Source organism: Ectorhizobium quercum, assembly GCF_026552795.1.
Lineage (GTDB): Bacteria > Pseudomonadota > Alphaproteobacteria > Rhizobiales > Rhizobiaceae > Ectorhizobium > Ectorhizobium quercum.
Window position 1 is genome coordinate 731,933 of sequence record NZ_JANFPI010000003.1, and the last position, 25,069, is coordinate 757,001.

Here is a 25,069-nt window from a genome sequence, read left to right on the forward strand (position 1 = left end):
GTAAATACCAATTTCGATGTTAAGTATGCAAACGAGTGTAACCCGTGCGGTCCTTGAAACCGCAAAGGAAGAAAGTTCAGCCATGAGCGCCATTCACGATTTTATCGACAGCGAAATCAGGAACAACGACGTCGTTCTGTTCATGAAGGGCACGCCGCAGTTTCCCCAGTGTGGTTTCTCCGGTCAGGTGGTGCAGATTCTCGACTACCTCGGCGTGAACTACAAGGGCATCAACGTGCTCGCCGATGGCGAGATCCGCCAGGGCATCAAGGACTATTCCAGCTGGCCGACGATCCCGCAACTCTACGTCAAGGGCGAATTCATCGGTGGCTGCGATATCGTCCGCGAGATGTTCCAGAATGGCGAGCTTCAGGCCCAGTTCGAAGAACAGGGTATCGCTGTCCGCGCCGCCTGATATCCTGACGATGCGCCTCTCCGGCGCGCGTTCCCATATTTTCTACTGAAAGGCGTTGCGTCACAGCAACGCCTTCTCGTCGTTTATGAGATTGTTTCCGTGACCGTTTCCTCCCAGACATCTTCCCGCCTCGGCCGCATGGGCCGGCCGGAGTTCATCGCCCTGATCGCCATGCTGATGGCTCTGAACGCTCTCGCCATCGACATCATGTTGCCCGGACTGCAACAGATCGGCGCGACGCTCGGCGTCGAGAACGAAAACCACAGGCAATACATCGTCTCGTCCTACCTGATCGGTTTCGGTATCGCGCAGCTCGTCTACGGCCCTCTGGCCGATCGTTTCGGCCGCCGCATCCCGCTGCTCACAGGATTGGGGATCTACATCGTCGCCGCCATCTTCAGCGCCTTCATTCCGTCCTTCACCGGCCTTCTCGTCCTGCGCTTCGTTCAGGGTCTCGGCGCCGCCTCCATGCGCGTCGTCACCGTCTCCATCGTGCGCGACGTCTATGGCGGCCGGCAGATGGCGGAAGCCATGTCGATGATCATGATGGTCTTCATGATCATTCCGGTCATCGCGCCGGGGATCGGGCAAAGTATCCTCTTCGTCGCCGACTGGCACATGATCTTCGTCTTCATGGCCGTGGCCGGCCTCATCGTCGGTGGCTGGACCTTCACCCGCCTGCCGGAAACGCTGGCGCCGACGGATATGCGGCCGTTTACCGCCAGTTCCATCGCCTCCGCGTTCAAGATCGTCCTGACGGATCGCGTCGCCCTGAACTATACGCTGGCCAGCACCTTCATCTTCGGCGCCCTGTTCGGCTTCATCAATTCGGCCCAGCAGATCTACATGGGCGTCTACGATCTCGGCGCATGGTTCCCCGTCGCCTTCGCGGCAGTGGCGCTCTTCATGTCGCTCTCGTCCTTCATCAATGCACGGCTGGTCGGACGGATCGGCATGCGCCGCCTGTCGCACGGCGCGCTCCTCGGTTTCCTCGGGATCAACCTCGTCTGGCTTGTCATCCAGATTCTGGGGCCTCAGCCGATGCCGTTCGCGCTGTTCCTCTGCCTGTTCGCGGCATCCATGTTCATGTTCGGCTGGATCGGCGCCAACTTCAATTCGCTGGCGATGGAACCGCTCGGCCATGTCGCCGGAACGGCCTCGTCGGTCCTCGGTTTTCTCAGCACGGTCGGCGGCGCGCTGATCGGCGCCGCCATCGGGCAGGCCTTCGACGGAACGGCGCTGCCGCTCGTCGCGGGCTTCTTCGCGGTGTCGCTGGTCGGCTCCGTCTTCGTGCTGATCGCCGAAAAAGGAAAGCTCTTCCAGCCGCACAACCAGCGCCATTGAACCTCATGAAAAAGGGGCGCCTCCGGGCGCCCCTGTCCGTCTCAAAGCGTGAAAACCTCGCGCCGCAGCGCTTCCCAGCTTTCGCAGTCGGGTGTCACGAGCAGTCCGCCGTCGGTATGGCTCGGCAGATAGGCCGAACCGTCCAGACGGGCCACATAGGCCCCCGCCTCCGCCGCGATCAGCGTTCCCGGCAGGTGGTCCCACGGCATCAGCTTGTTGTACATGAGGTAATGCGCGAAACCGCCGACGAAGGCGCGGTACTCCACGGCCGCGCAACGATAGCTCGACGCATAGCGCACCTTGGCCAGGTTGGCGAGAATCCCGGGCTTCTTCTCCTTCGGCAGGAAGCCTGTCGACGCCATGCCGACCATGTCGGCCAGCGGCACCGGGTCGGCCACGGCAAGCCGAACGGAAGAACCGTCCGGGCGCTTCAGGAAAGCACCGCTTCCCTTTTCCGCGATCAGCCAGTCGTCGCCGAGCGGATCGTAGATGATGCCGGCGACGGTTTCCCCTTTGTCCACTACGGCGGCCATGACGCCGAAGGCGCCGATGCCGGAGGCGAAATTGTAGGTTCCGTCCACCGGATCGACGATGACGGCTTTTTGCGTGCCTGCCAGCCGTTCGAGAAGCGCGGGGTCGGCGGCGACCGATTCCTCGCCGACGAACAGGCTGTCGGGCGCGATCCGCGCCACCTCGTCCCTGATCATCCGCTCGGCGGCCTCGTCCGCCTCCGTCACCAGATCGGTCGCCTCCGTCTTGGCGCGAATGTCGCCCTCGCCCAGCCGGCGGAAGCGCGGCAATATCTCGGCCCTGGCGGCCTCGCGCAACAGGTTGGCAAGGGTGTCGATATCGATGCCGGTCATGCTGACTCCTTCCGGATTTGCGATTGTCTTCAAGACGCGGGAACGATCCCGGCGGCACGGCCAGTCTCATTCCCAACAAACAGGGACGCCTCACTGCGAAGCGATGCGGATCTCGCGCGTCGGATGCACTATTCCCGTGACAGGGGCGTGACCGGCAGGCCCGCAAAATCGAAAAGCGTCGGGTCGAGCAGATGCGACGGGTTCACATGGCCGAGCGCCCGGAGCATCCGCTCCTTGCGGCCCGGCATGCGCCGTTCCATCTCGGCCAGCATTTCCTTCATGGCATTGCGCTGCAAGCCGTCCTGCGAGCCGCAGAGATCGCAGGGAATGATCGGGAAACGCATGGCCTCGGCGAATTTGGCAAGATCATCCTCCGCAGCGTAGGCCAGCGGCCGCAGCACGGCAAGATCGCCCTCGTCGTTCAGAAGCTTCGGCGGCATGGCGGCAAGCCGTCCGCCGTGGAAGAGGTTCATGAAGAAGGTTTCGAGAATATCCTCGCGGTGATGGCCGAGCACCAGCGCGTCGCAGCCTTCCTCGCGGGCGATGCGATAGAGATTGCCGCGCCTCAGCCGCGAACAGAGCGAGCAATAGGTCGCCCCTTCCGGCACCTTCTCCTTCACGATGGAATAGGTGTCGCGATACTCGATCCGGTGCTTCACGCCGATGGAGGCGAGGTATTCCGGCAGGATGTGTTTCGGAAAATTCGGCTGGCCCTGATCGAGATTGCAGGCGATCAGCTCGACCGGCAGCAGGCCGCGCCACTGAAGATCGAGCAGCAGGGCCAGAAGCCCATAGCTGTCCTTGCCGCCGGAGACCGCGACCAGCCAGCGGCCCTGCCCCTTCAGCATGGAGAAATCCTCCATGACCTGCCGCACCTGCCGCAGCAGGCGCTTGCGCAGCTTGTTGAAGGAGACCGAACGCGGCGCATCCGCGAACAGCGGATGAACGGGCGCACCGTCATCCGTCTCGGCACTCATGTCTTGCGGATCGGTCACAACGTTCAAAAGCCATTCTCCTCGCGCGGGCGCTCCTGCATGCCCGTCCGGCATGAAAACATCAAGCCCCGAACACCGACCAGCCGGTTTTCTGCGCGATCAGTTCCAGCGCCGCCGAACCGAGCGCGGAATTGCCGACCTTGTTCAGCCCCGGCGACCAGACCGCAATCGCCGCATCGCCCGGCGCGATGGCCAGGATGCCGCCGCCGACGCCGCTCTTGCCGGGCAGGCCGACATGATAGGCGAAATCGCCCGAGCCGTCATAGTGGCCGCAGGTCAGCATCAGCGCGCTGATACGCCGCGCCCGCTTGGGCGAGACGACCGAATGACCCGTCAGCGGGTTGACGCCGCGATTGGCGAGATAAAGTCCGGCGCGGGCCAGTTGCCGGCAGGTCATCGACAGCGCGCACTGGTGGAAATAGACGCCGAGAACCTCTTCCACCGGATGATCGAGATTGCCGAAGGCCCGCATGAAATTGGCAAGCGCGAAATTGCGGTAGCCGGTCCGGGTCTCGGATTTCGCCACCTTCTTGTCGATGGAAATGCTGTCGTCGTCGGCAACATAATGGATGAAGCGCAGAAGCTCGCCGATCGCCTCCTTCGGCTGGTGGCCGGCCAGCACCACATCGGCCACGGCGATGGCGCCTGCATTGATGAAGGGATTGCGCGGAATGCCGCTTTCGTGCTCGAGCTGGACGATGGAGTTGAAGGCCGAGCCGGACGGCTCGCGCCCGACGCGCTTCCATATCCCCTCGCCCACCTTGCCGAGCGCCAGCGTCAGCATGAAGACCTTGGAAATGCTCTGGATGGAAAACGGCGTTCCGGCATCGCCCACGGCGAAGATATCGCCCTTGACCGTCGCAATCGCCATGCCGAACTGGTTGGGCGATACCTTGGCCAGTTCCGGAATATAGTCCGCCACCTTGCCTTCGCCGATGCGCGGCGTCAGCTCCGCATAGACCTGATCGAGAATTGCCTGCATATCCATATGCGCGACTCGCCCCTGCCAACTCCTGTTCTTCATAACAAAAAAGCCGCCCCGAGAGGCGGCTTTCGATAAGAAAATCCCGCAGGATCAGCGCGAATAGAATTCGACGACCAGATGCGGTTCCATGACGACCGCATAGGGCACGTCGGAAAGGGTCGGAACGCGAACGAAGGTGGCGACCATCTTGTTGTGATCGACTTCGATGTATTCCGGAACGTCGCGCTCGGCGAGCGACACCGCTTCCAGAACGGAAACGAGCTGCTTGGACTTTTCACGCACTTCGATGACGTCGCCCGGCTTGCAACGGTAGGAGCCGATGTTCACGCGAACGCCGTTGACCTTGACGTGGCCGTGGTTGACGAACTGGCGGGCGGCAAAGACCGTCGGAACGAACTTGGCGCGGTAGACGATGGCGTCCAGACGCGATTCCAGCAGGCCGATCAGGTTCTCGGAGGTGTCGCCCTTGCGGCGGTTGGCTTCTTCATAGGTGGCGCGGAACTGCTTTTCACGCAGGTCGCCGTAGTAGCCCTTCAGCTTCTGCTTGGCGCGGAGCTGGATGCCGAAGTCGGACAGCTTGCCCTTGCGGCGCTGGCCGTGCTGGCCCGGGCCGTATTCACGGCGGTTCACCGGGGACTTCGGACGGCCCCAGATGTTTTCGCCCATGCGGCGGTCGATCTTGTATTTGGACGAAGAACGCTTGCTCATCGTATTTCCTCTAATAAACGTTGAACCGGCCCGCATCCGCGAACCGGCGAAGGAAACACGCCCTCCTCTGAACCCTGCCGGGCTCTGACAGGTTTCTCACGTAAAGCGAACGGAGAAGCCACGGGACATGTCAGGAACACGCCGGGCGTTTCCGTCCGGCGCTAGCGGGTCTTTAGGGGCTTGTCATGGAAATGTCAACACGGGAAGCGGGGCCGAAGTCCCCATCCTGCGGGAAAATGGCCTTCGCGGGGCCGCGAGGCGGCGTTATAGCTTGTCTTCCCCCTCTTGTGAATCGGATACAGCCATGACCGAAACCGTTCTCGACCGCTTTCTCCGCTACGTCGTCATCGATACGCAGTCGGACCCGTCCTCATCCGCCCAGCCCTCGACCGAAAAGCAGAAGGACCTCGGACGCCTGCTGGAGAAGGAATTGCGGGCGCTCGGCCTTGAGGATGCGCATCTCGACGAGCACGGCAATGTCTATGCGACCATTCCCGCGACTGTCGACAAGCCGGTTCCCGTCATCTGCTTCTGCGCGCATGTGGACACGGCGCCGGACTTCACCGGCACGAACGTCAGGCCGCAAATCGTGAGGAATTACCAAGGCGGCGATATCCGGCTTGCCGGCGATCCGTCGCGGGTCATCCGCGTTTCGGAACATCCCGATCTCGCCGACCAGATCGGCCATGACATCGTGACCTCCGACGGCACCACCCTGCTCGGCGCCGACGACAAGGCGGGCATTGCCGAGATCATGACGGCGGCGGCGACCCTCATCGCCGATCCGTCCATCCCGCACGGGCCGGTCAAGATTCTCTTCACCACGGACGAGGAAATCGGCCGTGGCGCCGACAAGGTGGACCTTGCCAAGCTGGGCGCCGCCTTCGGCTACACGATGGACGGCGGCAAGATCGGCGAGATCGAGAACGAAACCTTCTCGGCGGACCTCGTGGAGATCGACATCACCGGGCTTGCGATGCATCCGGGCTTCGCCAAAGGCAGGATGGAGAACGCCATCAAGATCGCCGGCGATATCGTCAGCCGCCTGCCTAGGGACATTGCGCCGGAAACGACCGAGGACCGCGAGGGCTTCATCCATCCGATCGATATTTCGGGGGCGATGGAAAGCGCGAAGCTCACCTTCATCATCCGCGATTTCACCGAGGAGGGGCTCAAGGACAAAGAAGCGCTGCTGAAAGGCATCGCCGACGCGGTGATGAGGGATTACCCGCGCTCGACGCTGGCCTTCACCGTCAGGGAGCAGTACCGCAACATGAAGGTGGTACTCGACCGGCACCCGGAGGTGACGGACAACCTGACGGAAGCCGTGCGCCGCGTCGGCCTGACGCCGGAAACCCGCAGCATCCGCGGCGGCACGGACGGCTCCCGCCTCTCCTTCATGGGCCTGCCCTGCCCCAACATCTATACGGGCGGCCATGCCTATCACTCGCCGCTGGAATGGATCAGCGTTCAGGACATGGAGATTTCGGTGAGGACCATCGTCGAGCTGTCGAAGGTGTGGGAAGAGCGGACGGCGGGGTGAAATGACGGTGCGGCGGGCGGGGCTCCCCCTCCGGCCTGCCGGCCATCTCACTCCGCAAGGCAGAGCAGTTGCATATCACGCCAAAGCTCGGGGGTCTTGCCCCTTCTCCCCTCGGGGGCCGTTGCAAAACTCCGCCCCATCCGTTGAGGAGAGATCAAGCATTCAATGCTCTGCTCCTGCTTGGTCTCTTAAGCAGGTTTGGGATCGGCTTGGGGGTGGATTTGCAGATTTGCGGGCGCAGTGCGGCCCTGGTCATGCGGCCATTGTGACCCAGCGACGCATGTTGAAGGCAATCACCGCCATCAGCACCTGGGCCTGCGCCTTGGCAAGGCCGCGGTAGCGGATCATGCCGAGACCCATGCGATGTTTGAGCGTCGCGAATGTCGTTTCGACCGCTGCCCGCCGCCGTGATATCAGCCTGTTCAGCTGCGCAAGTCTGGGCGGCAGTGTGCGGTGGTGACGGTTGGGCCGGCGCATCAGCCGCGGCTTGATGCCGCTGTCCTTCAGGGTCTGTTCGCGTGCATGGGTATGATAGGCGCTGTCGGCCAGCACGCAGGCCTCGTCGCCGATGATCAGCCGATCGGCGACGACGGAGTCGTTGACATTGGCCGGCGTGATGACAACTCTTCGGATCAGGCCGGAGCCTTCATCGACACCGACATGGGCCTTGTAGCCATAGACCGAACCGGCCTTGCCCTTGCGCCTTGTGAAACGGGCATCCGGATCGCTCGATACCTCACGCCCCACCCTGTCGGTGGGATCATCGCGATCCGCGCGAGCGGCTTCGGCATCAAGATCGCCATTGCGGCCTTCGGGCGGCCTTGCTGCCGTCGTTTCGATGATGGTCGCATCCAGCATCGTGCCGCGCCGCAGGATCAAGCCGGCGGCATCGAGCTGCCGGTCGAGTTCGCCAAACAGCGTGTCGAGCAGTGCTTCGCCGACCAAAAGATTGCGGAAGCGGCAGAGCGTCGAGTGATCGGGAACCGTCTCATCCAGCGCAAGGCCGACGAACCGCTTGAACGACAGCCGGTCGCACAGCGCCTCCTCAAGCTCCATATCCGACAATCCGTAAAGCGACTGCAGCAGCAGCGCCTTGAACATCACCAGTGGCTTGTACGACGGGCGGCCAACACTCCTGTCGTCGCGCAGGCGGTTGAGATGCTTCTCGAAGCGATGCCACTTCACCACGCACGACAACCGGTCCAGACGCCCGGCCCCCTTGCCCTTGGGCATCAACGCATCCACGAAACTGAACTGGCCACCGTCCCGAACCGACATCTCACCATCTCCGCTGCTCGTAACGATAGAGAATCATAATGGCCGCGTTTTGCAACGGTCCCCCAAGGGGAGAAGGTGGCCGCAGCCGGTTGAGGGGCTGTTCGCAGGCGGAACCTTTGCGCTTCGCGCCCCCCTCATCCGCCCTTTGGGCACCTTCTCCCCGCTGGGGAGAAGGGGAAGCAGCACCGTCTCATTCCATATGCAACTGCTCTGCCTTGTGGGGGAGATGGCGGCAATCAAAGTGTCTTCCATCCCCTCAGCCGGCAATCCTCACTCCGCCGCGTTCTGCGACACGCCATCCTCATCCGGGCCGTCGGCGTCGCCGGGCGCGGTTTCAGCCTCCAGATCGGGGAAGGCGACGATGCGCTTGCCGGCGAAATCTGTATGCGCCACCGCCAGCCCCTGTTCCTCGAAATAGCCGATCAGGCGGCGGGCCCGGCGGGCGGAATGTGTGCCGTAGGCGCGGGCGATGCGGGCGTCGGAGGGACAGGGCTCCTTGCAAAGCGCCGCCTTGGCGAGCAGCAGGAAGACGCCCTGAAGATCGTCGGACACGCGTCTCGAAAGATCGAGCGCCCTGTTCCAGCCCTCGCTTGCCGCCGTTTCCTCGTCCACGCCGGCGCGGGCGACCGCGACGCGGCGGCGGAAATCGGAAAGCGAGAGCGGTGGCCCCGGCAGACGGCGCATGCGGGCGCGCACGAGAAAGTCTTGATAAAGCACTGAATCCGTTCGGAAAGAAGCCTGCGGGTCATCGATGATTTCGGACAGGACGGCGCCAAGCCGCGCCTCGCGCTCTTCCGGTGAAAGCTCGGGCTGAGCCGGCCCACGCGCCGTTTCGGCTTGCGGCGCGGAGGCCGCCGGCGTCGAGCGCGACAGTTCGGCGAGAATATCGACGGTCGGGCGCGGCGCGGGCGTAGCGCGGCGCGGCGTCAGGGGCCGGGTGAACTCCTCCGGGTCGGGCGTGAAGATCAGGTCTTCCACATCCTCGCGACTTTCCGGCAGCGGCATCAGCTTGGGGCTGGACGAGCGCGCCGAGGTTTCCACCGGGCCGATGACGATCGGCAAAGGCCGGCGCGAAAGTGCCGGGCCGAGCGCGACGAAATTGCCGCGCTTCAGGTCGCGGAACATCTCCGCCTGCCTGCGATCGAGGCCGAGCAGATCGGCTGCGCGGGCCATGTCGATATCGAGGAAGGTGCGCCCCATCAGAAAGTTCGAGGCTTCCGCCGCCACGTTCTTGGCAAGCTTCGCGAGGCGCTGCGTGGCAATCACCCCCGCCAGCCCGCGCTTTCGTCCGCGGCACATCAGGTTGGTCATGGCCGAAAGCGAAACCTTGCGGGCATCCTCCGAAACGTCGCCGGCAGCGGCAGGCGCGAACATCTGCGCCTCGTCCACCACCACGAGAACCGGGAACCAGTATTCGCGGTCGGCGTCGAACATGCCGTTGAGGAAGGCGCCGGCCGCGCGCATCTGGTCCTCGACTTCCAGCCCTTCCAGCGTCAGCACGCAGGACACGCGGTGCTGGCGGATGCGGTTGGCGATGCCCACCAGTTCGGCTTCGGTGCGTTCGCCGTCGACGACCAGATGGCCGTATTTATCGGCCAGCGTGACGAAATCGCCTTCCGGATCGATGATGACCTGCTGGACCCATTCCGCCGACTGTTCCAGCAGACGGCGCAAAAGGTGGGATTTGCCGGAACCGGAATTGCCCTGAACCAGAAGACGGGTCGCCAGAAGCTCCTCGATGTCGAGCTTGGCCGGCTGGCCGCCCGAAACCGTTCCCATGTCGATTCCGACCTGCAATCCCGAACACTCCCTCGTGAAAACCGCCGCGCGCGCCGAAGCGGGAATCGCTTCCGGAAAAGATTATACGCGACGGAAAGGCTGCAAGCGGGGTTTTATCAGGAATAGCGCGTTCCTCACCCAAGATCGGCGGCAATTCACAGATCATTTCGCCCTGAGAACGGCGACGAGCCGCGTGCCGAAGACATTCAGCACCAGCCCGGCGATGACGAGCGCGCCACCCGCAGCCTCGATGCCGGTGATCCGCTCGCCGAGGAAGAACGCAGCGCTCGAAAGCCCGAACACCGGCACCAGCAGGGAAAAGGGTGCGACCTGCCCCGCCGGATAGCGCGTCAGCAGAAAGCTCCAGATCCCCGTGCCGATCAGCGTGGCGCACACGACCAGATAGACGAGGGAACCGATGGCGGGCCAGCTCGGCGCCGTCGCGGCCGCCCAGATCGCCTGCGGCCCCTCGACCACCGCCGACAATGCCAGCAGCGGCAGCACCGGCACGAGGCTGGTCCAGGCAATGAAGGCGATGGGGTCGACCTTGCCGGTGCCCCGGTTGACGATATTGGCCGTGGCCCAGCACAGGGCGGCGGCAATGCACATCAACAGCGGCACGAGCGCCGTCGCCGCCTGCATGCGCTCGATGGCGATGACGCCGAGGCCGCAAAAGGCGACGAGCGCCCCGGCGATGCGGACCGGGCCGATCCGTTCGCCAATGAAAATCGCGGCAAGCCCCATCGTGAAGAAGGCCTGCATCTGGAGAACGAGCGAGGCGAGGCCGGCGGGAAGCCCGAGTCGGATGGCTGGAAACAGGAAGCCGAACTGGCCGGCGCCCATCGCCAGCCCGTAGAAGATCATCACCTTCCACGGCACATCCGGCTTTCGCAGAAAGAAGACCAGCGGCAGCGCGGAAAAGAGATAGCGCATGGATGTCAGGAAAAGCGGCGGCACTGCCGCCACGCCGATCTTGATGACAACGAAATTGTATCCCCACAGAACCACCGTGGTCAGGGCGAGCAGAATGTGAGGCAGGCGCATGAATATCTCCGGAACGGCCGGGACACTATCCGAAGCGCGGACCGGTCAGAAATGAATAATTCTGTTCAGAGGCATCAATGCCGCTGATGTTCGAAGCCGAAATCAGGCCGACGTCCGGCCGAGCCCGGTGGAGAGCAGCCCTGCCCCGATCATCAGCGAACCGCCGGTGCGGTTGACCGCCCTTTGCACCTTCGGCTTGCGGATGGTGTTGCGCGCCATCGTCGCCAGAAGCCCGTAAAGCGCGGCATTCAGCGTGGCGAGCGTCAGGAACGTGATCTCGAAGATCACCATCTGCTGCACGAGCGGCCGGGAAAGATCGAGAAACTGCGGCAGGAAGGCCACGAAGAAGACGACACTCTTGGGATTGAGCGACGTCACCAGCCAGGTATGGGCAAAGATGCGCAACGGCCTCGCGCCTGCGCCTTCCTGCGCTACGTCTTCGCCATCAGCGTCCCGGACCGGCGCGCGCCACAGTTTGAGACCGAGATAGACGAGATAGGCGGCCCCCACCCATTTCAGCACCGTGAAGAGCGTGGCGGAGGCTGCAAGCAGCGCGCCGAGGCCGAGCATGGAGGCTGTCATCGCCGTGAAATCGCCGAGCGCCACGCCCGCCACCGTCGCCGTTGCCGCCTTTCGCCCGTGGCTCATCGCATAGGAAATGACGAGCAGGATCGTCGGGCCGGGAATGGCGAGAAGAACGGAGGATGCGGCCACGAATGCAAGCCAGTGTTCGAGCGACATGCGGGTCTCCTTCAGTCGGAAGGAAGCAAGCCACCGATTTTTCCGTCTGGCAAGAGGGTCTTGCCGCTCAGGCCCGCAGTCCGAAGCCCTGCATCAGCCGGCGTGTGGCGAAATCCGGATTTCCAGAGGTGAAGACCGCGAAATCCTGATCTTCCGGGTGCTGGAGCGCATCGCGGGAAAACGGCGTCAGGCGCCGCGTCTGTCTGGCAATCGCCTCCGCCGGATCGAGCCAGTCCACCGGCCAGGGGGCGTATTTGCGAAACAGATTGGCCATGAACGGATAATGCGTGCAGGCCAGCACGACGATATCGGTGCGCCGCCCGTCCTTCTCGATGAAGCACGGGGTAATTTCCGCCTTCACCGCCTCCTCCGACACGGGCTCGCCGCGGATGTAGGCCTCGGCCATGCCCGCCAGGTTTTCCGAACCGACCAGACGGACATGGCACTGGCTGGCGAAGGACTGGATGAGTTCGCGCGTATAGGCGCGCTTCACCGTTCCCGGCGTGGCGAGAACCGACACGAGGCCGGACCGGGTGCGCTCCGCCGCTGGCTTGATGGCCGGTACCGTGCCGACGAAGGTCATGTCCGGGAAGGCCCTGCGCAATGCAGAGCCCGCCAGCGTGAAGGCGGTGTTGCAGGCGATGACACACAACTCCGGCCGGTAGTCGGACAAGAGCCGCCTGAAGAGCGTGATGATGCGGGTCTCGAGCGCCCCTTCCTCCCAGTCTCCGTAAGGGAAGCCGGCATCGTCCGCTACGTAAATGAAGCCGCGCTCCGGCATCAGGACGCGGGCCTCGCGCAAGACGGTGAGACCGCCGATGCCCGAATCGAAAACCAGAACGGGCTTCAGCTCAGTCTTTTCCGACACCGGAGCCGTTTCCGCCGTCATGCTCGCTATCCTCGATGGGCGCGCCCGGAACCGGACTTGCCTTGCCGCGCGGGTTCTTGCGGGAAAAACGGTCGAGAGAGGAAATCACCCCGCGCAGAACGCTGATTTCCTGTTCGCTGAAGGAGGGCCTGGAGAGAACGGCGCGGAGGTTGTCCATCATTTTCGGCTTTTTTCCGGCCGGGCGGAAATAACCGCGGGCATCCAGCGCCTCCTCCAGTTGATCGACCATGCCGAAAAGCTGTTCCTTGGTGGCCGGCGTCTGTTCCATCGCCTGAAACGGCGTGGCGTTGACGTCCTCCATGCCGGATTTCATCCATTCATAGGACATGAGCAGCACCGCCTGGGCGATGTTGAGCGAGGCGAAAGCCGGATTGACCGGAAACGTCACGATCTCGTCGGCCAGCGCCACTTCCTCGTTGGAAAGCCCCCAGCGTTCGCGGCCGAACAGGATGCCGGTCGCCTCACCCGCACGGAACCGCGCCCGTAGAGCCAGCGTCGCCTCGACCGGCGAGGCGACCCGCTTGAAGCCGTCGCGCAGGCGGGCGGTGGTCGCGTAAACGAAATTGAGGTCGGCAATCGCCTCCTCCAGCGTGGCGAACACCCTGGCGGCGTCGACCACATGGTCGGCCTTGGATGCCGCGGCCCTCGCCTTCTCGCTCGGCCAGCCATCGCGCGGATTGACGAGACGCAGTTCCGCCAGACCGAAATTGGCCATAGCGCGCGCCACCATGCCGATGTTCTCGCCGAGCTGCGGCTCGACCAGAACGATGACCGGCCCCTCGCGGATGAGTTCAAGCTCGCTGTTCGTTCCTGCCATGATCCTGCCTTTTGCGTGCTTCCGCCGCGTTCCCTGACAAGAACGGGCGGAAAAATCAAGCAATCACCGGCAAAACGCTCACTCATCGTCCTCCTGGGCGATCATGGTCCTCAACTCCTCGACCACGGAATCGCGCTCGCCGTCGAGGATGTGGTAAATATCGCGAATGACGGCCCTGCCGTCTTCCTGGACGACCTCGAAGTGTGCTTCCGTCACCAGGTTCCGCGTGTCCTCATTTTCCTCGCAGGTCCACAGGCGGAATGTCGCCACCACATCGGAAACACCGTCCTTCTCGCCCGCCAGCGCGATCTTCACGTCCTGAAGCGGGCAGCCGTCCGGCGAACCGGTCACGACATCGTAATCGAACGGATCGACGGGATCGTCGCTGTCGAACAGCTTCGCCGCCTTTTCCGACGCTTGCCTGTAGAGCGCCACCAGGTCCCGGGCGTAGAGCCTGTCAAGCAGTTCGCTCTCGAAGATGCTCTTCCACTCATCCACGTCCTCGGACCAGTTGGAGATGGTGATGTCCATGACCTCCTTCACCGGCGCCACCGGATCGGGGCTCTGGGCCGAGGCGGGGACGGCAAACGAAACGAAACCGGCCACGAAAAAGGTAAAGGCCAAGCGCATGAACGAGACTCCCGGGAGGCGTGTTGGTTCGCGCACCATATCCACGGTTCGGCATTTGGCAACCGCAAAGCGGAAATGCGTCGCGCGTCGTTTCGTAACACGAAAAAGGTCCGCGCCGGTCTTGAACTTCCGTATGATATCGGCGGTCGGCGCAGCCTGAATCGTACTGATTCGCAGCCTTTTTCACGCCGGATTCCCGCAAAAGACGGCCCGAGGAGCCCTTCGCCGCTTTGCGATCCGCCTTCCCGATGCTATAGGCGCACGGGACTTTCTTTCATAGGCGCGGAACACTCCGTTCCGCTTCATTACGGTGAGGACTTCATGGCAAAGATCAAGGTTGCAAACCCGGTCGTCGATCTCGACGGCGACGAAATGACCCGTATCATCTGGCAGCTCATCAAGGACAAGCTGATCCTGCCCTATCTCGACCTTGAGATCGAATATTACGACCTCTCCGTCGAGAACCGTGACGCCACGAACGATCAGGTCACGGTCGATGCCGCCCATGCCATCAAGAAGCACGGCGTCGGCATCAAGTGCGCCACCATCACGCCGGACGAGGCCCGCGTGAAGGAATTCAACCTCAAGGAAATGTGGAAGTCGCCGAACGGCACGATCCGCAACATCCTCGGCGGCGTGATCTTCCGCGAGCCGATCATCTGCAAGAACGTTCCGCGTCTGGTTCCGGGCTGGACCAAGCCGATCGTCGTCGGCCGCCACGCCTTCGGCGACCAGTACCGCGCCACCGATTTCAAGTTCCCCGGCAAGGGCACGCTGACGATCAAGTTCGTCGGCGAGGACGGCCAGGTCATCGAGAAGGAAGTCTTCAAGGCTCCGGGCTCCGGCGTCGCGATGGCCATGTACAACCTCGACGAGTCGATCCGCGACTTCGCCCGCGCTTCGCTCAACTACGGCCTGATGCGCAAGTGGCCGGTCTACCTGTCCACCAAGAACACCATTCTCAAGGCCTATGACGGCCGCTTCAAGGACCTCTTCCAGGAAGTCTACGAGGCCGAATTCAAGGCGAAGTTCGACGAACTCGGTATCGTCTACGAACACCGCCTGATCGACGACATGGTCGCCTCCGCCCTCAAGTGGTCCGGCGGCTACGTCTGGGCGTGCAAGAACTACGACGGCGACGTGCAGTCCGACACGGTGGCGCAGGGCTTCGGCTCGCTCGGCCTGATGACCTCCGTCCTGCTGACGCCCGACGGCAAGATCGTCGAGGCCGAGGCCGCCCACGGCACGGTCACGCGCCACTACCGCCAGCACCAGAAGGGGCAGGAAACCTCCACGAACTCGATCGCCTCGATCTTCGCCTGGACCCGTGGCCTCGCCCACCGCGCCAAGCTGGACGACAATGCCGAACTCGCCAAATTCGCTTCCACGCTGGAGCAGGTCTGCGTCGATACCGTCGAATCCGGCTTCATGACCAAGGACCTGGCCCTGCTGATCGGCCCCGACCAGCCGTGGCTCTCCACCACCGCCTTCCTCGACAAGATCGACGAAAACCTCCAGAAAGCGATGGCCGCCTGAGGCTCGATCTCGGATCGAAACCGGATGCCGCCCGCGACCTGTGTCGCGGGCGGTTTTCTTTTGCCCGCGCATCCGCGCGTCCGGCGCGACGCATGAATATTTTGCATGGCTGAAACGCAATCGTTGCTTTTCATGCAAGACTCATGATCCAATAGCGTCATACTCATTCACAACGACGACGGAAGACGGTCCGCCCCGGGCCGCACTCTCCCATTCATGGAAAGCAATGCGCATGATCGATGTGCTTGTGCCGAAACTCTTCAGCGCATTTCGCGAAGGATATGACGTTCGCCGTCTCAAGGCGGACGCCATCGCGGGCCTGACCGTCGCCATCGTGGCGCTGCCGCTTTCGATGGCGATCGCAATCGCCTCGGGCGTCGGTCCCGACCGCGGCCTCTACACCGCGATCGTCGGCGGCTTCCTCGTCTCCCTCTTCGGCGGCAGCCGCTATCAGATCGGTGGCCCCGCCGGCGCCTTCATCGTTCTGGTTTCGGCCACCGTGACGCGGCATGGCATAGACGGCCTCATCCTCGCCGTCTTCATCTCCGGCTTCCTGCTGATCGCGGCGGGCTATCTGCGACTCGGGAAGTACATCAAGTTCATCCCCTATCCCGTCACCGTCGGCTTCACAGCCGGCATCGCGGTCATCATCTTCGCCAGCCAGCTTGCCGAACTGTTCGGCCTGACGCTTTCGGGAAAGGAACCCGGCCCGCTGGTCGAGAAGATCGAGGCGCTGGCGGCGGCATCCGGCACGTTCAACCTGCCCGCCTTCGGCGTCGCGCTGATCACGATCCTCATCATCGCGTTGATCAAGCGCTACAGGCCGAACTGGCCGAGCCTGCTGATCGCCGTCTGCGTGGCCTCGCTTTTCGCCACGGTCCTGTCCCTGCCGGTGGCCACCATCGGCAGCCGTTTCGGCGGCATACCGAGTAACCTGCCCTACCCCGCGCTTCCCGTGTTTTCGGCGGAAAAACTCATCGCCATCCTTCCCGATGCCGTGGCGTTCACCCTGCTCGGCGCCATTGAATCGCTTCTGTCGGCCGTCGTCGCCGATGGCATGACGGGCAACCGTCACCGCTCCAGCATGGAACTCGTCGGCCAGGGCATCGCCAATATCGGCTCCGCGATCTTCGGTGGCATCTGCGTCACCGGCACCATCGCCCGCACCGCCACGAATGTGCGCGCCGGCGGCACCAGCCCGGTCGCCGGCATGCTGCACGCCGTCTTCCTGCTGCTGTTCATGCTCGTTGCCGCTCCCCTCGCCAGCTACATCCCGCTGGCGGCGCTCGCCGGCGTGCTGACCATCGTCGCCTGGAACATGATCGAGCGGCCGGCGATCGCCTCCCTGCTCAAGGGAAGCCGCGGCGAAGCGGTCGTGCTGGTCGTGACCTTCCTTTTCGTCATCTTCCGCGATCTCACCGAAGGCATCATCGTCGGCTTCGCGCTGGGCGCTGTCCTCTTCATCGACCGCATGGGCAAGACGATCCGGGTCGACGTGGAGGACGACGAAGCCACCGAGGCCGACAGCGCACCGCTCGACAACAGCGACCACGATACGGTCATCTATCGCATCACCGGCGCCTTCTTCTTCGGCGCGGCGGCCACCGTCGGCTCTGTCCTCGACAGGATCGCCGCGCATTACCGCAACTTCATCCTCGATTGCTCGGGCATTTCGCTGATGGATTCGACCGGCGCCAACGTCATCGAAGGGCTGGTTCACAAGGCGGAAAAAAGCGGGATCACGGTGTTCATAGCCGGAACCACGCCGGAACAGCGCAAGCTTCTGGAAACCCACGACATCCACGAGCCGCATGTCATTTTCACGGACGACATCGAAACGGCCAGAACCCTGGCGCGCGCCAACCGCAGCAAAGCCCCGGCCACCTAGGACAATTCATCTTCTCATGGAGATGAATGCTGTAACTATTTGTTTTTACGGAGTTCAAAGCGGAAAACCGCTCCACACTTTTCCTGGAATTGCTCCGCGCCTCCTTGGAAACCAACAGAAAGGCCGACTGGACACACGTTCAGCCGGCCTTTTCCATGTCATTCGAAAACCGGCTTCAGCCGGCAATGGCCTTGGCAACGGCCTCAATGGCGTCGGCGGCCTTTTCGCCGTCCGGCCCGCCGGCCTGGGCCATGTCCGGCCGCCCGCCGCCGCCCTTGCCGCCCAGCGCCGCAGAAGCGACCCGCACGAGATCGACGGCGCTCAGCCTGTCGGTCAGATCCGGCGTCACCGCCACGACTACGCTTGCCTTGCCGTCTTCGGAAACGCCGATCAGCGTGACGACGCCGGAACCGAGGGAGGCCTTCGCCTCGTCGGCCAGCCCCTTGAGATCGCGCGGCTCGACGCCGGCGACCGAACGGCCGATGAAGCGAACGCCGCCGAGATTCCGGACCTCACTCGCCGTATCGCCGGCACCACCGCCCATCGCCAGCTTGCGCCGGGCGTCGGCCAGTTCCTTTTCAAGCTTCTTCCGTTCGTCGAGAAGCGCTTCGACGCGCGGCAGAACGTCGGTCGGCTGCACCTTGAGCGCGCCGGCCAGAGCCTTGACCCTTTCATCCTGCTCGGCAAGATAGGTCAGCGCCCCTTCGCCCGTGACCGCTTCCACGCGGCGCACACCCGCACCGACCGCGCTTTCCGACAAGATGCGGATCATGCCGATCTCACCCGTCGCGCGGACATGGGTGCCGCCGCAGAGTTCGATCGAATAGGGCTTGCCGACCTTCGGGCCTTCAATGGTGGTGCCCATCGACACGACCCGCACCTCGTCACCGTATTTTTCGCCGAAAAGCGCCATCGCCCCTTCGGCTATGGCGTCGTCGACGCTCATCAGACGGGTGGTCACGGGCGCATTTTGCAGAACGATGGCGTTCGCCATTTCCTCGACGCGCTTCAGTTCCTCCGCCGTCACCGGCTTGGGATGCGACACGTCGAAACGCAGGCGCTCCGGCGCGACCAGAGAGCCCTTCTGGGCGACATGCGAACCGAGAACGCAACGCAGCGCCTCATGCAGGAGATGCGTCGCGGAATGGTTGGAGCGCACGCGGAAGCGGCGGTCATGATCCACGGTCAGAACCACGGCATCGCCGGTTTTCAGGGTTCCTTCGGCGACCGTCGCACGATGCACGAACAGGCCTTCGCCCTTTTTCTGCGTGTCGGACACCTTGAGACGGGCGGTATCGGTTTCGATGACGCCTTCATCGCCCACCTGGCCGCCGGATTCACCGTAGAAAGGTGTCTGGTTGACGACGATCTGCACCTCATCGCCTTTCGAAGCCGTATCGACGACAGCACCGTCCCTGACGATGGCCTGAACGACGCCCTCGGCGGTCTCGGTGTCGTAGCCGAGGAACTCGGTCGCCCCGAGCTTTTCCTTCAGCTCGAACCAGATGGTCTCGGTGGCCTTCTCGCCGGAACCGGCCCAATGCGAACGGGCTTCGGCTTTCTGGCGCTCCATCGCATCGGTGAAGCTCGAAATATCGACACCGATGCCGCGGGTGCGCAGCGCATCCTGCGTCAGGTCGAGCGGGAAGCCATAGGTGTCATAAAGCTTGAAGGCCGTTTCGCCGTCGAGGCTGTCGCCCTTCTTCAGATCGGCCGTCGCGTCGTTGAGCAGCGAAAGGCCACGTTCCAGCGTCTTGCGGAACCGAGTTTCCTCAAGCCTGAGCGTCTCGGTAATCAGTGCCTCGGCCCGGACCAGTTCCGGATAGGCGCGGCCCATCTGCTGGATCAGCGCCGGCAGAAGCTTCCACAGCAGGGGCTCGCGGGCGCCGAGCAATTCGGCATGACGCATGGCCCGGCGCATGATGCGGCGCAGGACATAGCCACGGCCTTCGTTGGAAGGCAGCACGCCGTCGGCGATCAGGAAGGCGGACGAACGCAGGTGATCCGCGATGACCCGGTGGCTGGCGCGGCGTTCGCCCTCGGCCGGAACGCCGGTCGCCTCGACGGACGCCGCGATCAGCGCCCGGAACAGGTCGATGTCGTAATTGTCGTGCTTGCCTTGCAGGAGCGCGGCGATGCGCTCCAGCCCCATGCCGGTATCGATGGACGGGCGGGGCAGGTCGACACGCTCCTCCTTCGTCACCTGCTCGTACTGCATGAAGACGAGGTTCCATATCTCGATGAACCGGTCGCCGTCCTCTTCCGGCGAACCGGGCGGGCCGCCCCAGATGTGGTCGCCGTGGTCGTAGAAGATTTCCGAACACGGGCCGCAGGGACCGGTATCGCCCATCGCCCAGAAATTGTCGCTGGTCGGAATGCGGATGATGCGGTCGTCGGAAAAGCCGGCGATCTTCTTCCAGAGCGTGAAGGCTTCCTCGTCGGTGTGGTAGACCGTGACCAGCAGGCGTTTGGAATCGATGCCGAATTCCTTGGTGATCAGGTTCCAGGCCAGCTCGATGGCGCGTTCCTTGAAATAATCGCCGAACGAGAAATTGCCAAGCATCTCGAAGAAGGTGTGATGGCGGGCGGTGTAGCCGACATTGTCGAGGTCGTTGTGCTTGCCGCCGGCGCGCACGCATTTCTGCGCCGTCGCCGCCGTGGAATAGGGACGCTGCTCAAGCCCGGTAAAAACGTTCTTGAACTGCACCATGCCCGCATTCGTGAACATGAGCGTCGGGTCGTTGCGCGGAACGAGCGGGCTGGAAGGCACCACTTCGTGTCCGTTTCTCTTGAAATAGTCGAGGAAGGTCGACCGGATCTCGTTCACACCGCTCATGCTACGCCCTTCATTGGCCGCCCAGCGCGGCCGGAATATGGAAAACCAAAGGCTTTTATCGCCGGGGCTTTGCCCTGTCCAGCCGGGCAAGGAAAAACCGGCCCCATATCGCAGGATATGTGGCCGGCTTCATTGCGAAACGCGTTCGACGCTTCCGTTCCCGGAAGCCGGGCGGCCTCAAAGGCTGGAGGCATCGTCCATGTCGTCGGGGTCCGGACCGCCGTTCTCCAGGAAGCGGTCGGCGATGAGACCGGCATTCTGCCGGAGCGAAAGCTCGATCTCGTTCATCAGCTCGGGATGATCGCGCAGGAACTGCTTGGCGTTCTCGCGGCCCTGCCCCAGCCGCTGGCTGTTATAGGAGAACCAGGCACCCGACTTGTCGACGAGGCCGGCCTTGACGCCCAGGTCGATCAGTTCGCCGACCTTCGAAACGCCTTCGCCATACATGATGTCGAACTCGACCTGCTTGAAGGGCGGCGCCATCTTGTTCTTGACGACCTTGACGCGGGTCTGGTTGCCGGTGACTTCCTCGCGCTCCTTGATCGCGCCGATGCGGCGGATGTCGAGGCGAACGGAGGCATAGAACTTCAGGGCATTGCCACCCGTGGTCACTTCCGGCGAACCGTAGCTGATACCGATCTTCATGCGAATCTGGTTGATGAAGATCACCATGCAGTTCGAGCGGGAGATCGAAGCCGTCAGCTTGCGCAGCGCCTGGCTCATCAGGCGGGCCTGGAGCCCCGGCAGGCTCTCGCCCATCTCGCCCTCGATTTCGGCACGCGGCGTGAGTGCCGCAACCGAATCGATCACGAGAACGTCGACCGCGCCGGAGCGCACCAGCGTATCGGTGATTTCCAGCGCCTGCTCGCCGGTGTCAGGCTGCGAAATCAGGAGGTTTTGCAGATCGACGCCCAGCTTGCGCGCATAGACGGGATCAAGCGCATGTTCGGCGTCGACGAAGGCGCAGATGCCCCCCCTCTTCTGCGCTTCGGCAACGGTGTGCAGCGCCAGCGTCGTCTTGCCCGAGCTTTCCGGCCCGTAGATTTCAACGATGCGGCCCTTGGGCAGACCGCCGATGCCGAGCGCGATGTCGAGACCAAGAGAACCGGTCGAAACGGTCTCGATCTCCACGACGTTTTCATTGGAGCCGAGCTTCATGATCGACCCCTTGCCGAAAGCGCGCTCGATCTGGGAAAGTGCCGCTTCCAGTGCCTTGCTTTTATCCACCGCTTTGTCCTCTACAAGCCGCAAAGAATTCTGTGCCATTTTCCCACCTTTAGGTTATTGAGGGCGCGCAGGCAATCAATCCGCCAGCCAGGATTTTGTACCCTTTTTGTTCCAATCTTGCAACCCCCTATCAAACCGTTGAAAAACATTCGGAAACAGGAGAGCGTTCTTTTTTCGTTTTCAGGAGAATGATAGAAAGAAACGGCAACGAACGCCATGCAGAACACGAATCGGGGAACGCGGCGAGGCGCATGAGACCAAGACAGAACAACCACCGCATACTCGTGCTGGGGGGCGCCCATACCGATCGGCGCGGCCGCATTTCCGGCGAAACCGTGGCGGGTGCGAGCAATCCGGGTCGCTTCATCGTCGAGCCCGGCGGCGGCGCCTTCAACGCGGCGCGCAATCTCGGCCTGCTCGGCTTTTCCGTCCGGCTGATATCGCCGCGTGGCGGTGATGCCGACGGCGAGGCCGTGAGCGCCGCGGCGGCGGCCTGCGGCGTCGAGGACCACCCCTTCATTTTTCTCGACCGCCAGACGCCGAGCTATACCGCCATTCTCTCCGAAGACGGCAATCTGGTGATCGCGCTTGCGGATATGGAGCTTTACAGGCTGTTTTCGCCGCGGCGGCTGAAGATAAGTGCCGTCCGCCAGGCGTTCGAGGCCGCCGATCTCGTCGTGTGCGACGCCAACCTGCCGGAGGAAACGCTGTCCGCCATCGCGGCGAAGGCGCGCGGCCTGGGCACGACACTCGCCGCCATCGCCATTTCTCCAGCCAAGGCGGTGAAGCTGAAACCGGCGCTGGCGGCTTTCGATCTCGTCTTCATGAACGAGGCGGAAGCGCAGGTATTGTCCGGCGCGCGTGCCGCATCGCCCGAGGAATGGCCGGCCCTTCTGCGCCGGGCCGGCCTGCGCGGTGGCGCCGTCACCCGCGGCGCCGGGCAGATCGTCGCCTTCGACGACACCGGAACCTTTCTGCTGACGCCACCCGTGGCGGAAACCGTCATCGACGTGACCGGCGCCGGCGACGCCTTCGCATCCGGCACCCTTGCCGGACTGCTCGAAAATTTGCCGCTTTCGCAAGCCATACGGCGAGGGGCCGCAGCAGCGGCCATCACCATCGCCTCCCCTCATGCCGTTGCTCCCGACATCGGCCCGGAACTGCTTGAAACGATGGTCGGGCTTGTGCCTCCCGCCATCGTTCTGGCATGAAACGCAACTACGCCACGTAGCGGAAACAGGAACCATGACCCGAGCCCTTTCGCCCCTTCTGCCGCTTCACTATTCGAAGGAAGTCGCCGCCGCCAAAAGCCGCGGTGCGCCGCTCGTCGCCCTGGAGTCGACGATCATCACCCACGGCATGCCCTATCCCGGCAATCTCGACATGGCCGTCAGCGTCGAAAACATCATCCGCGACCAGGGCGCCGTGCCGGCTACCATCGCCGTCATCGACGGCAGCCTGCATATCGGGCTCGAAGAAGCCGAACTGAAAAGCCTCTCCCAGACGCAGGGCGCGATGAAACTTTCGCGCGCCGACCTGGCGTTTGCGATTGCCGAGCGCCGGACCGGGGCGACCACGGTCGCCGCGACGATGATCGCCGCCGCGCGCGCCGGCATCAAGGTCTTCGCCACCGGCGGCATCGGCGGCGTGCACCGCGGCGCGGAGGAGAGCTTCGACATTTCCGCCGACCTCGGCGAACTGGCCCGCACCGGTGTCGCCGTCGTCTGTGCCGGCGCCAAGGCCATTCTCGACATTCCGAAGACGCTGGAAGTGCTGGAAACCCAAGGCGTTCCGGTCGTGACCTACGGCAGCGGCGAGTTCCCCGCCTTCTGGTCGCGCTCGTCAGGCCTGCCGAGCCCGCTTTCGCTGGACAGCCCCGAAGCCATCGCCAACTTCCAGCGCGTGCGCGAGCAGCTCGGCCTTAACGGCGGCATACTGATCGCCAATCCCGTGCCGGAAGAAGACGAGATTCCGCGCGAGGAAATGGAAATCTACATCGGCCGCGCGCTCGCCAACGCCGAGCGGGAGGAGATCACCGGCAAGGCCGTGACGCCCTTCCTGCTCGATGCGATCTTCCACCTGACGCATGGCCGCAGCCTCAAGACCAATATCGCGCTGGTTCAGAACAATGCTCGGCTGGCCGCGTCCATCGCAGTCGCCATGCAGGAAGGCTGATACTCCGGGCCGCCGCGGCGGCCCTCGCCTTCGCTTCAGGCGCCGGCCGGCCCCGCATCGGCCGTCGCCACAGTCTGCCCGCGCACGCAGTTGCGCCCCTCGGCCTTGGCCCGGTAGAGCCGCCCGTCGGCGCTGGCGATCAGTTCGGAAAAACTCCCCCCGTCCTCGGGACCGGTGGCAACGCCCGAACTGATCGTGACGGGCGCGAGGTCGGGCGTCGCCATGATAGTCGCGACCTCGCGGCGCAGCCGTTCCGCAAGGGCCATCGCCTTTTCATGGTCGAGGCCCGGCAGAAGGATGATGAACTCCTCGCCGCCGAAACGGTAAAGCTTGTCCTCGTTGCGGACGGTCGCTTGCAGCAGACCGGCCAGTCCCTTCAGCACCACATCGCCCTGCAAATGGCCGAAATTGTCGTTGACCAGCTTGAAATGGTCGACGTCGAGCACGACCATGCTCACCGGGCGGCCGGCTTGCAGACAAGCGCGGATCGTGGCGGGCGCGTCGATCTCCATCCGGTTGCGGTCGAAAATCCCGGTCAGCGAATCGCGGCCGGATCGTTCCAGCAGGTCCTGGTAGCGTTCGCGGAAGGTCAGGTCGCCGAAGACGTCCGACAGCGCACGCGACGACGACGTGTAAGGCCCGGCTGCCTCGCAGAGACGGCGGTAGACCAGATAGAGGCCGGAATAAAGCACCAGGGAGAACATCTTCGCCTTCCAGCCTCCCCAGAACGCCTCCACCGGCACGCCGAGGAAGATGTGCAGCGCGCCGAAAAAGGCGATCTGGTCGAAGGTCAGCAGCACCGCGCCGGCGATCAGGAAACGCGGGATCGTCCGGCGCGGGAAGTATCGCCCCAGTTTCTCGTAAAGCAGGATGATGGCAATGGAATCGAGATAGAGCAGCGTCGTGCCCCACAGCATCAGCCATCCCATTTCCTCGACGAAAACCGTGTCGCCGGACATCGGCGCACCGGAAACATCGTGGAACTGGAGGATGAAGGCCAGGACAACCGTCAGCAAATTACCGAGAAACAGCCCGTAGATCGGCTGGCGCACCGTTTCGGCGTCCTCCTTGATGTAGAGCAGGAGGATGAGCATCAGCTTGCCGGCGAACAGAACCGACGAGCCGGGAGACACGGTGCCGAACGGCAGCGACACATAGAAGACGGCGGCGAGATAGGTTTCCAGAAAGTGCATGCCGCCCAGAGCGGTCAGGAAGACGCCCAGCCCCGTGCGCTTGCGGAAATGCAGCAGGGCAAGCATCACCGTGAAGTAAATCACGGCCTCGATGACGAACAACAGGAGATTGAAAGTCTGCACCGGCACCATTCCCGAACCGTTGGCTATACATATGCCGGCCGGGCCGCCCTGTCGACCGCC

At 63.4% G+C, this 25,069-nt stretch carries 21 protein-coding genes; 7 read left to right on the top strand and 14 right to left on the bottom strand.

What is annotated here, in order from left to right:
• Positions 1 to 82 precede the first annotated feature (82 nt).
• Complete coding sequence (gene grxD, locus NOF55_RS12005) at positions 83 to 415, top strand: Grx4 family monothiol glutaredoxin (protein WP_306411597.1); 333 nt, start codon at positions 83 to 85, stop codon at positions 413 to 415.
• A gap of 99 nt (positions 416 to 514) precedes the next feature.
• A complete protein-coding gene (locus tag NOF55_RS12010; protein WP_306411598.1) occupies positions 515 to 1,759 on the top strand; it encodes a multidrug effflux MFS transporter in 1,245 nt (414 codons plus the stop codon).
• A 41-nt stretch (positions 1,760 to 1,800) separates the two neighbouring features.
• Here NOF55_RS12010 and NOF55_RS12015 read toward each other — a convergent pair whose 3' ends face one another.
• The 4 genes from NOF55_RS12015 to rpsD form a co-directional block, all read right to left on the bottom strand.
• Positions 1,801 to 2,622 (bottom strand): inositol monophosphatase family protein, encoded by an 822-nt coding sequence (locus tag NOF55_RS12015; RefSeq protein WP_306411599.1) that lies wholly within the window; start codon positions 2,620 to 2,622, stop codon positions 1,801 to 1,803.
• Between the two features lie 128 nt (positions 2,623 to 2,750).
• The gene (ttcA, locus tag NOF55_RS12020; protein ID WP_306411697.1) at positions 2,751 to 3,599 is read right to left on the bottom strand and encodes a tRNA 2-thiocytidine(32) synthetase TtcA; all 849 of its coding nucleotides are present in this window, start codon (positions 3,597 to 3,599) and stop codon (positions 2,751 to 2,753) included.
• Between the two features lie 79 nt (positions 3,600 to 3,678).
• On the bottom strand, positions 3,679 to 4,605 hold the full coding sequence (locus NOF55_RS12025; protein ID WP_306411600.1) for a glutaminase: 927 nt from the start codon (positions 4,603 to 4,605) through the stop codon (positions 3,679 to 3,681).
• An 87-nt stretch (positions 4,606 to 4,692) separates the two neighbouring features.
• Positions 4,693 to 5,310, bottom strand: coding sequence for a 30S ribosomal protein S4 (gene rpsD / locus NOF55_RS12030; protein WP_306411601.1), 618 nt, complete (start codon positions 5,308 to 5,310; stop codon positions 4,693 to 4,695).
• A gap of 304 nt (positions 5,311 to 5,614) precedes the next feature.
• Between rpsD and pepT the strand changes: the two genes are divergently transcribed.
• Positions 5,615 to 6,853 (top strand): peptidase T, encoded by a 1,239-nt coding sequence (pepT, locus tag NOF55_RS12035; RefSeq protein ID WP_306411602.1) that lies wholly within the window; start codon positions 5,615 to 5,617, stop codon positions 6,851 to 6,853.
• 252 nt (positions 6,854 to 7,105) lie between these two features.
• On the opposite strand, the gene NOF55_RS12040 is transcribed toward pepT, so the two are convergent.
• The 7 genes from NOF55_RS12040 to NOF55_RS12070 all read right to left on the bottom strand — a co-directional run bounded on the left by NOF55_RS12040 (position 7,106) and on the right by NOF55_RS12070 (position 14,031).
• Entirely contained in the window at positions 7,106 to 8,131 is a 1,026-nt protein-coding gene (locus tag NOF55_RS12040) for an IS5 family transposase (RefSeq protein WP_306411603.1), read from the bottom strand.
• A gap of 270 nt (positions 8,132 to 8,401) precedes the next feature.
• Positions 8,402 to 9,928, bottom strand: coding sequence for a helicase HerA domain-containing protein (locus NOF55_RS12045; RefSeq protein ID WP_306411604.1), 1,527 nt, complete (start codon positions 9,926 to 9,928; stop codon positions 8,402 to 8,404).
• A gap of 144 nt (positions 9,929 to 10,072) precedes the next feature.
• Entirely contained in the window at positions 10,073 to 10,954 is an 882-nt protein-coding gene (locus tag NOF55_RS12050) for an EamA family transporter (protein WP_306411605.1), read from the bottom strand.
• A gap of 102 nt (positions 10,955 to 11,056) precedes the next feature.
• Positions 11,057 to 11,695 carry a LysE family translocator gene (locus tag NOF55_RS12055; RefSeq protein WP_306411606.1) on the bottom strand — a complete coding sequence of 213 codons (639 nt, stop codon included), beginning with the start codon at positions 11,693 to 11,695 and terminating at the stop codon, positions 11,057 to 11,059.
• A 67-nt stretch (positions 11,696 to 11,762) separates the two neighbouring features.
• Positions 11,763 to 12,584, bottom strand: a complete 822-nt coding sequence (murI, locus tag NOF55_RS12060) for a glutamate racemase (protein ID WP_370868972.1) — start codon at positions 12,582 to 12,584, stop codon at positions 11,763 to 11,765.
• Positions 12,547 to 13,401, bottom strand: coding sequence for an RNA methyltransferase (locus NOF55_RS12065; protein ID WP_306411608.1), 855 nt, complete (start codon positions 13,399 to 13,401; stop codon positions 12,547 to 12,549). Before NOF55_RS12065 ends, murI begins: the two co-directional genes overlap by 38 nt.
• A 78-nt stretch (positions 13,402 to 13,479) precedes the next feature.
• Entirely contained in the window at positions 13,480 to 14,031 is a 552-nt protein-coding gene (locus tag NOF55_RS12070) for a hypothetical protein (RefSeq protein ID WP_306411609.1), read from the bottom strand.
• Positions 14,032 to 14,352: 321 nt separating this feature from the next.
• Here NOF55_RS12070 and NOF55_RS12075 point away from each other — a divergent pair, with 321 nt between their 5' ends.
• Both NOF55_RS12075 and NOF55_RS12080 read left to right on the top strand, forming a co-directional pair.
• Positions 14,353 to 15,567, top strand: coding sequence for an NADP-dependent isocitrate dehydrogenase (locus tag NOF55_RS12075; protein ID WP_306411610.1), 1,215 nt, complete (start codon positions 14,353 to 14,355; stop codon positions 15,565 to 15,567).
• Between the two features lie 232 nt (positions 15,568 to 15,799).
• Positions 15,800 to 17,455 carry a SulP family inorganic anion transporter gene (locus tag NOF55_RS12080; RefSeq protein WP_306411611.1) on the top strand — a complete coding sequence of 552 codons (1,656 nt, stop codon included), beginning with the start codon at positions 15,800 to 15,802 and terminating at the stop codon, positions 17,453 to 17,455.
• A 175-nt stretch (positions 17,456 to 17,630) separates the two neighbouring features.
• Here NOF55_RS12080 and alaS read toward each other — a convergent pair whose 3' ends face one another.
• On the bottom strand, positions 17,631 to 20,291 hold the full coding sequence (gene alaS, locus NOF55_RS12085) for an alanine--tRNA ligase (RefSeq protein WP_306411612.1): 2,661 nt from the start codon (positions 20,289 to 20,291) through the stop codon (positions 17,631 to 17,633).
• Positions 20,292 to 20,468: 177 nt separating this feature from the next.
• On the bottom strand, positions 20,469 to 21,557 hold the full coding sequence (recA, locus tag NOF55_RS12090; protein ID WP_306411613.1) for a recombinase RecA: 1,089 nt from the start codon (positions 21,555 to 21,557) through the stop codon (positions 20,469 to 20,471).
• 212 nt (positions 21,558 to 21,769) lie between these two features.
• Between recA and NOF55_RS12095 the strand changes: the two genes are divergently transcribed.
• The gene (locus tag NOF55_RS12095) at positions 21,770 to 22,729 is read left to right on the top strand and encodes a carbohydrate kinase family protein (protein ID WP_306411614.1); all 960 of its coding nucleotides are present in this window, start codon (positions 21,770 to 21,772) and stop codon (positions 22,727 to 22,729) included.
• Between the two features lie 34 nt (positions 22,730 to 22,763).
• Positions 22,764 to 23,693, top strand: coding sequence for a pseudouridine-5'-phosphate glycosidase (locus NOF55_RS12100; protein WP_306411615.1), 930 nt, complete (start codon positions 22,764 to 22,766; stop codon positions 23,691 to 23,693).
• Positions 23,694 to 23,728: 35 nt separating this feature from the next.
• On the opposite strand, the gene NOF55_RS12105 is transcribed toward NOF55_RS12100, so the two are convergent.
• Positions 23,729 to 25,018, bottom strand: a complete 1,290-nt coding sequence (locus NOF55_RS12105) for a GGDEF domain-containing protein (RefSeq protein WP_306411616.1) — start codon at positions 25,016 to 25,018, stop codon at positions 23,729 to 23,731.
• Positions 25,019 to 25,069: the final 51 nt, after the last annotated feature.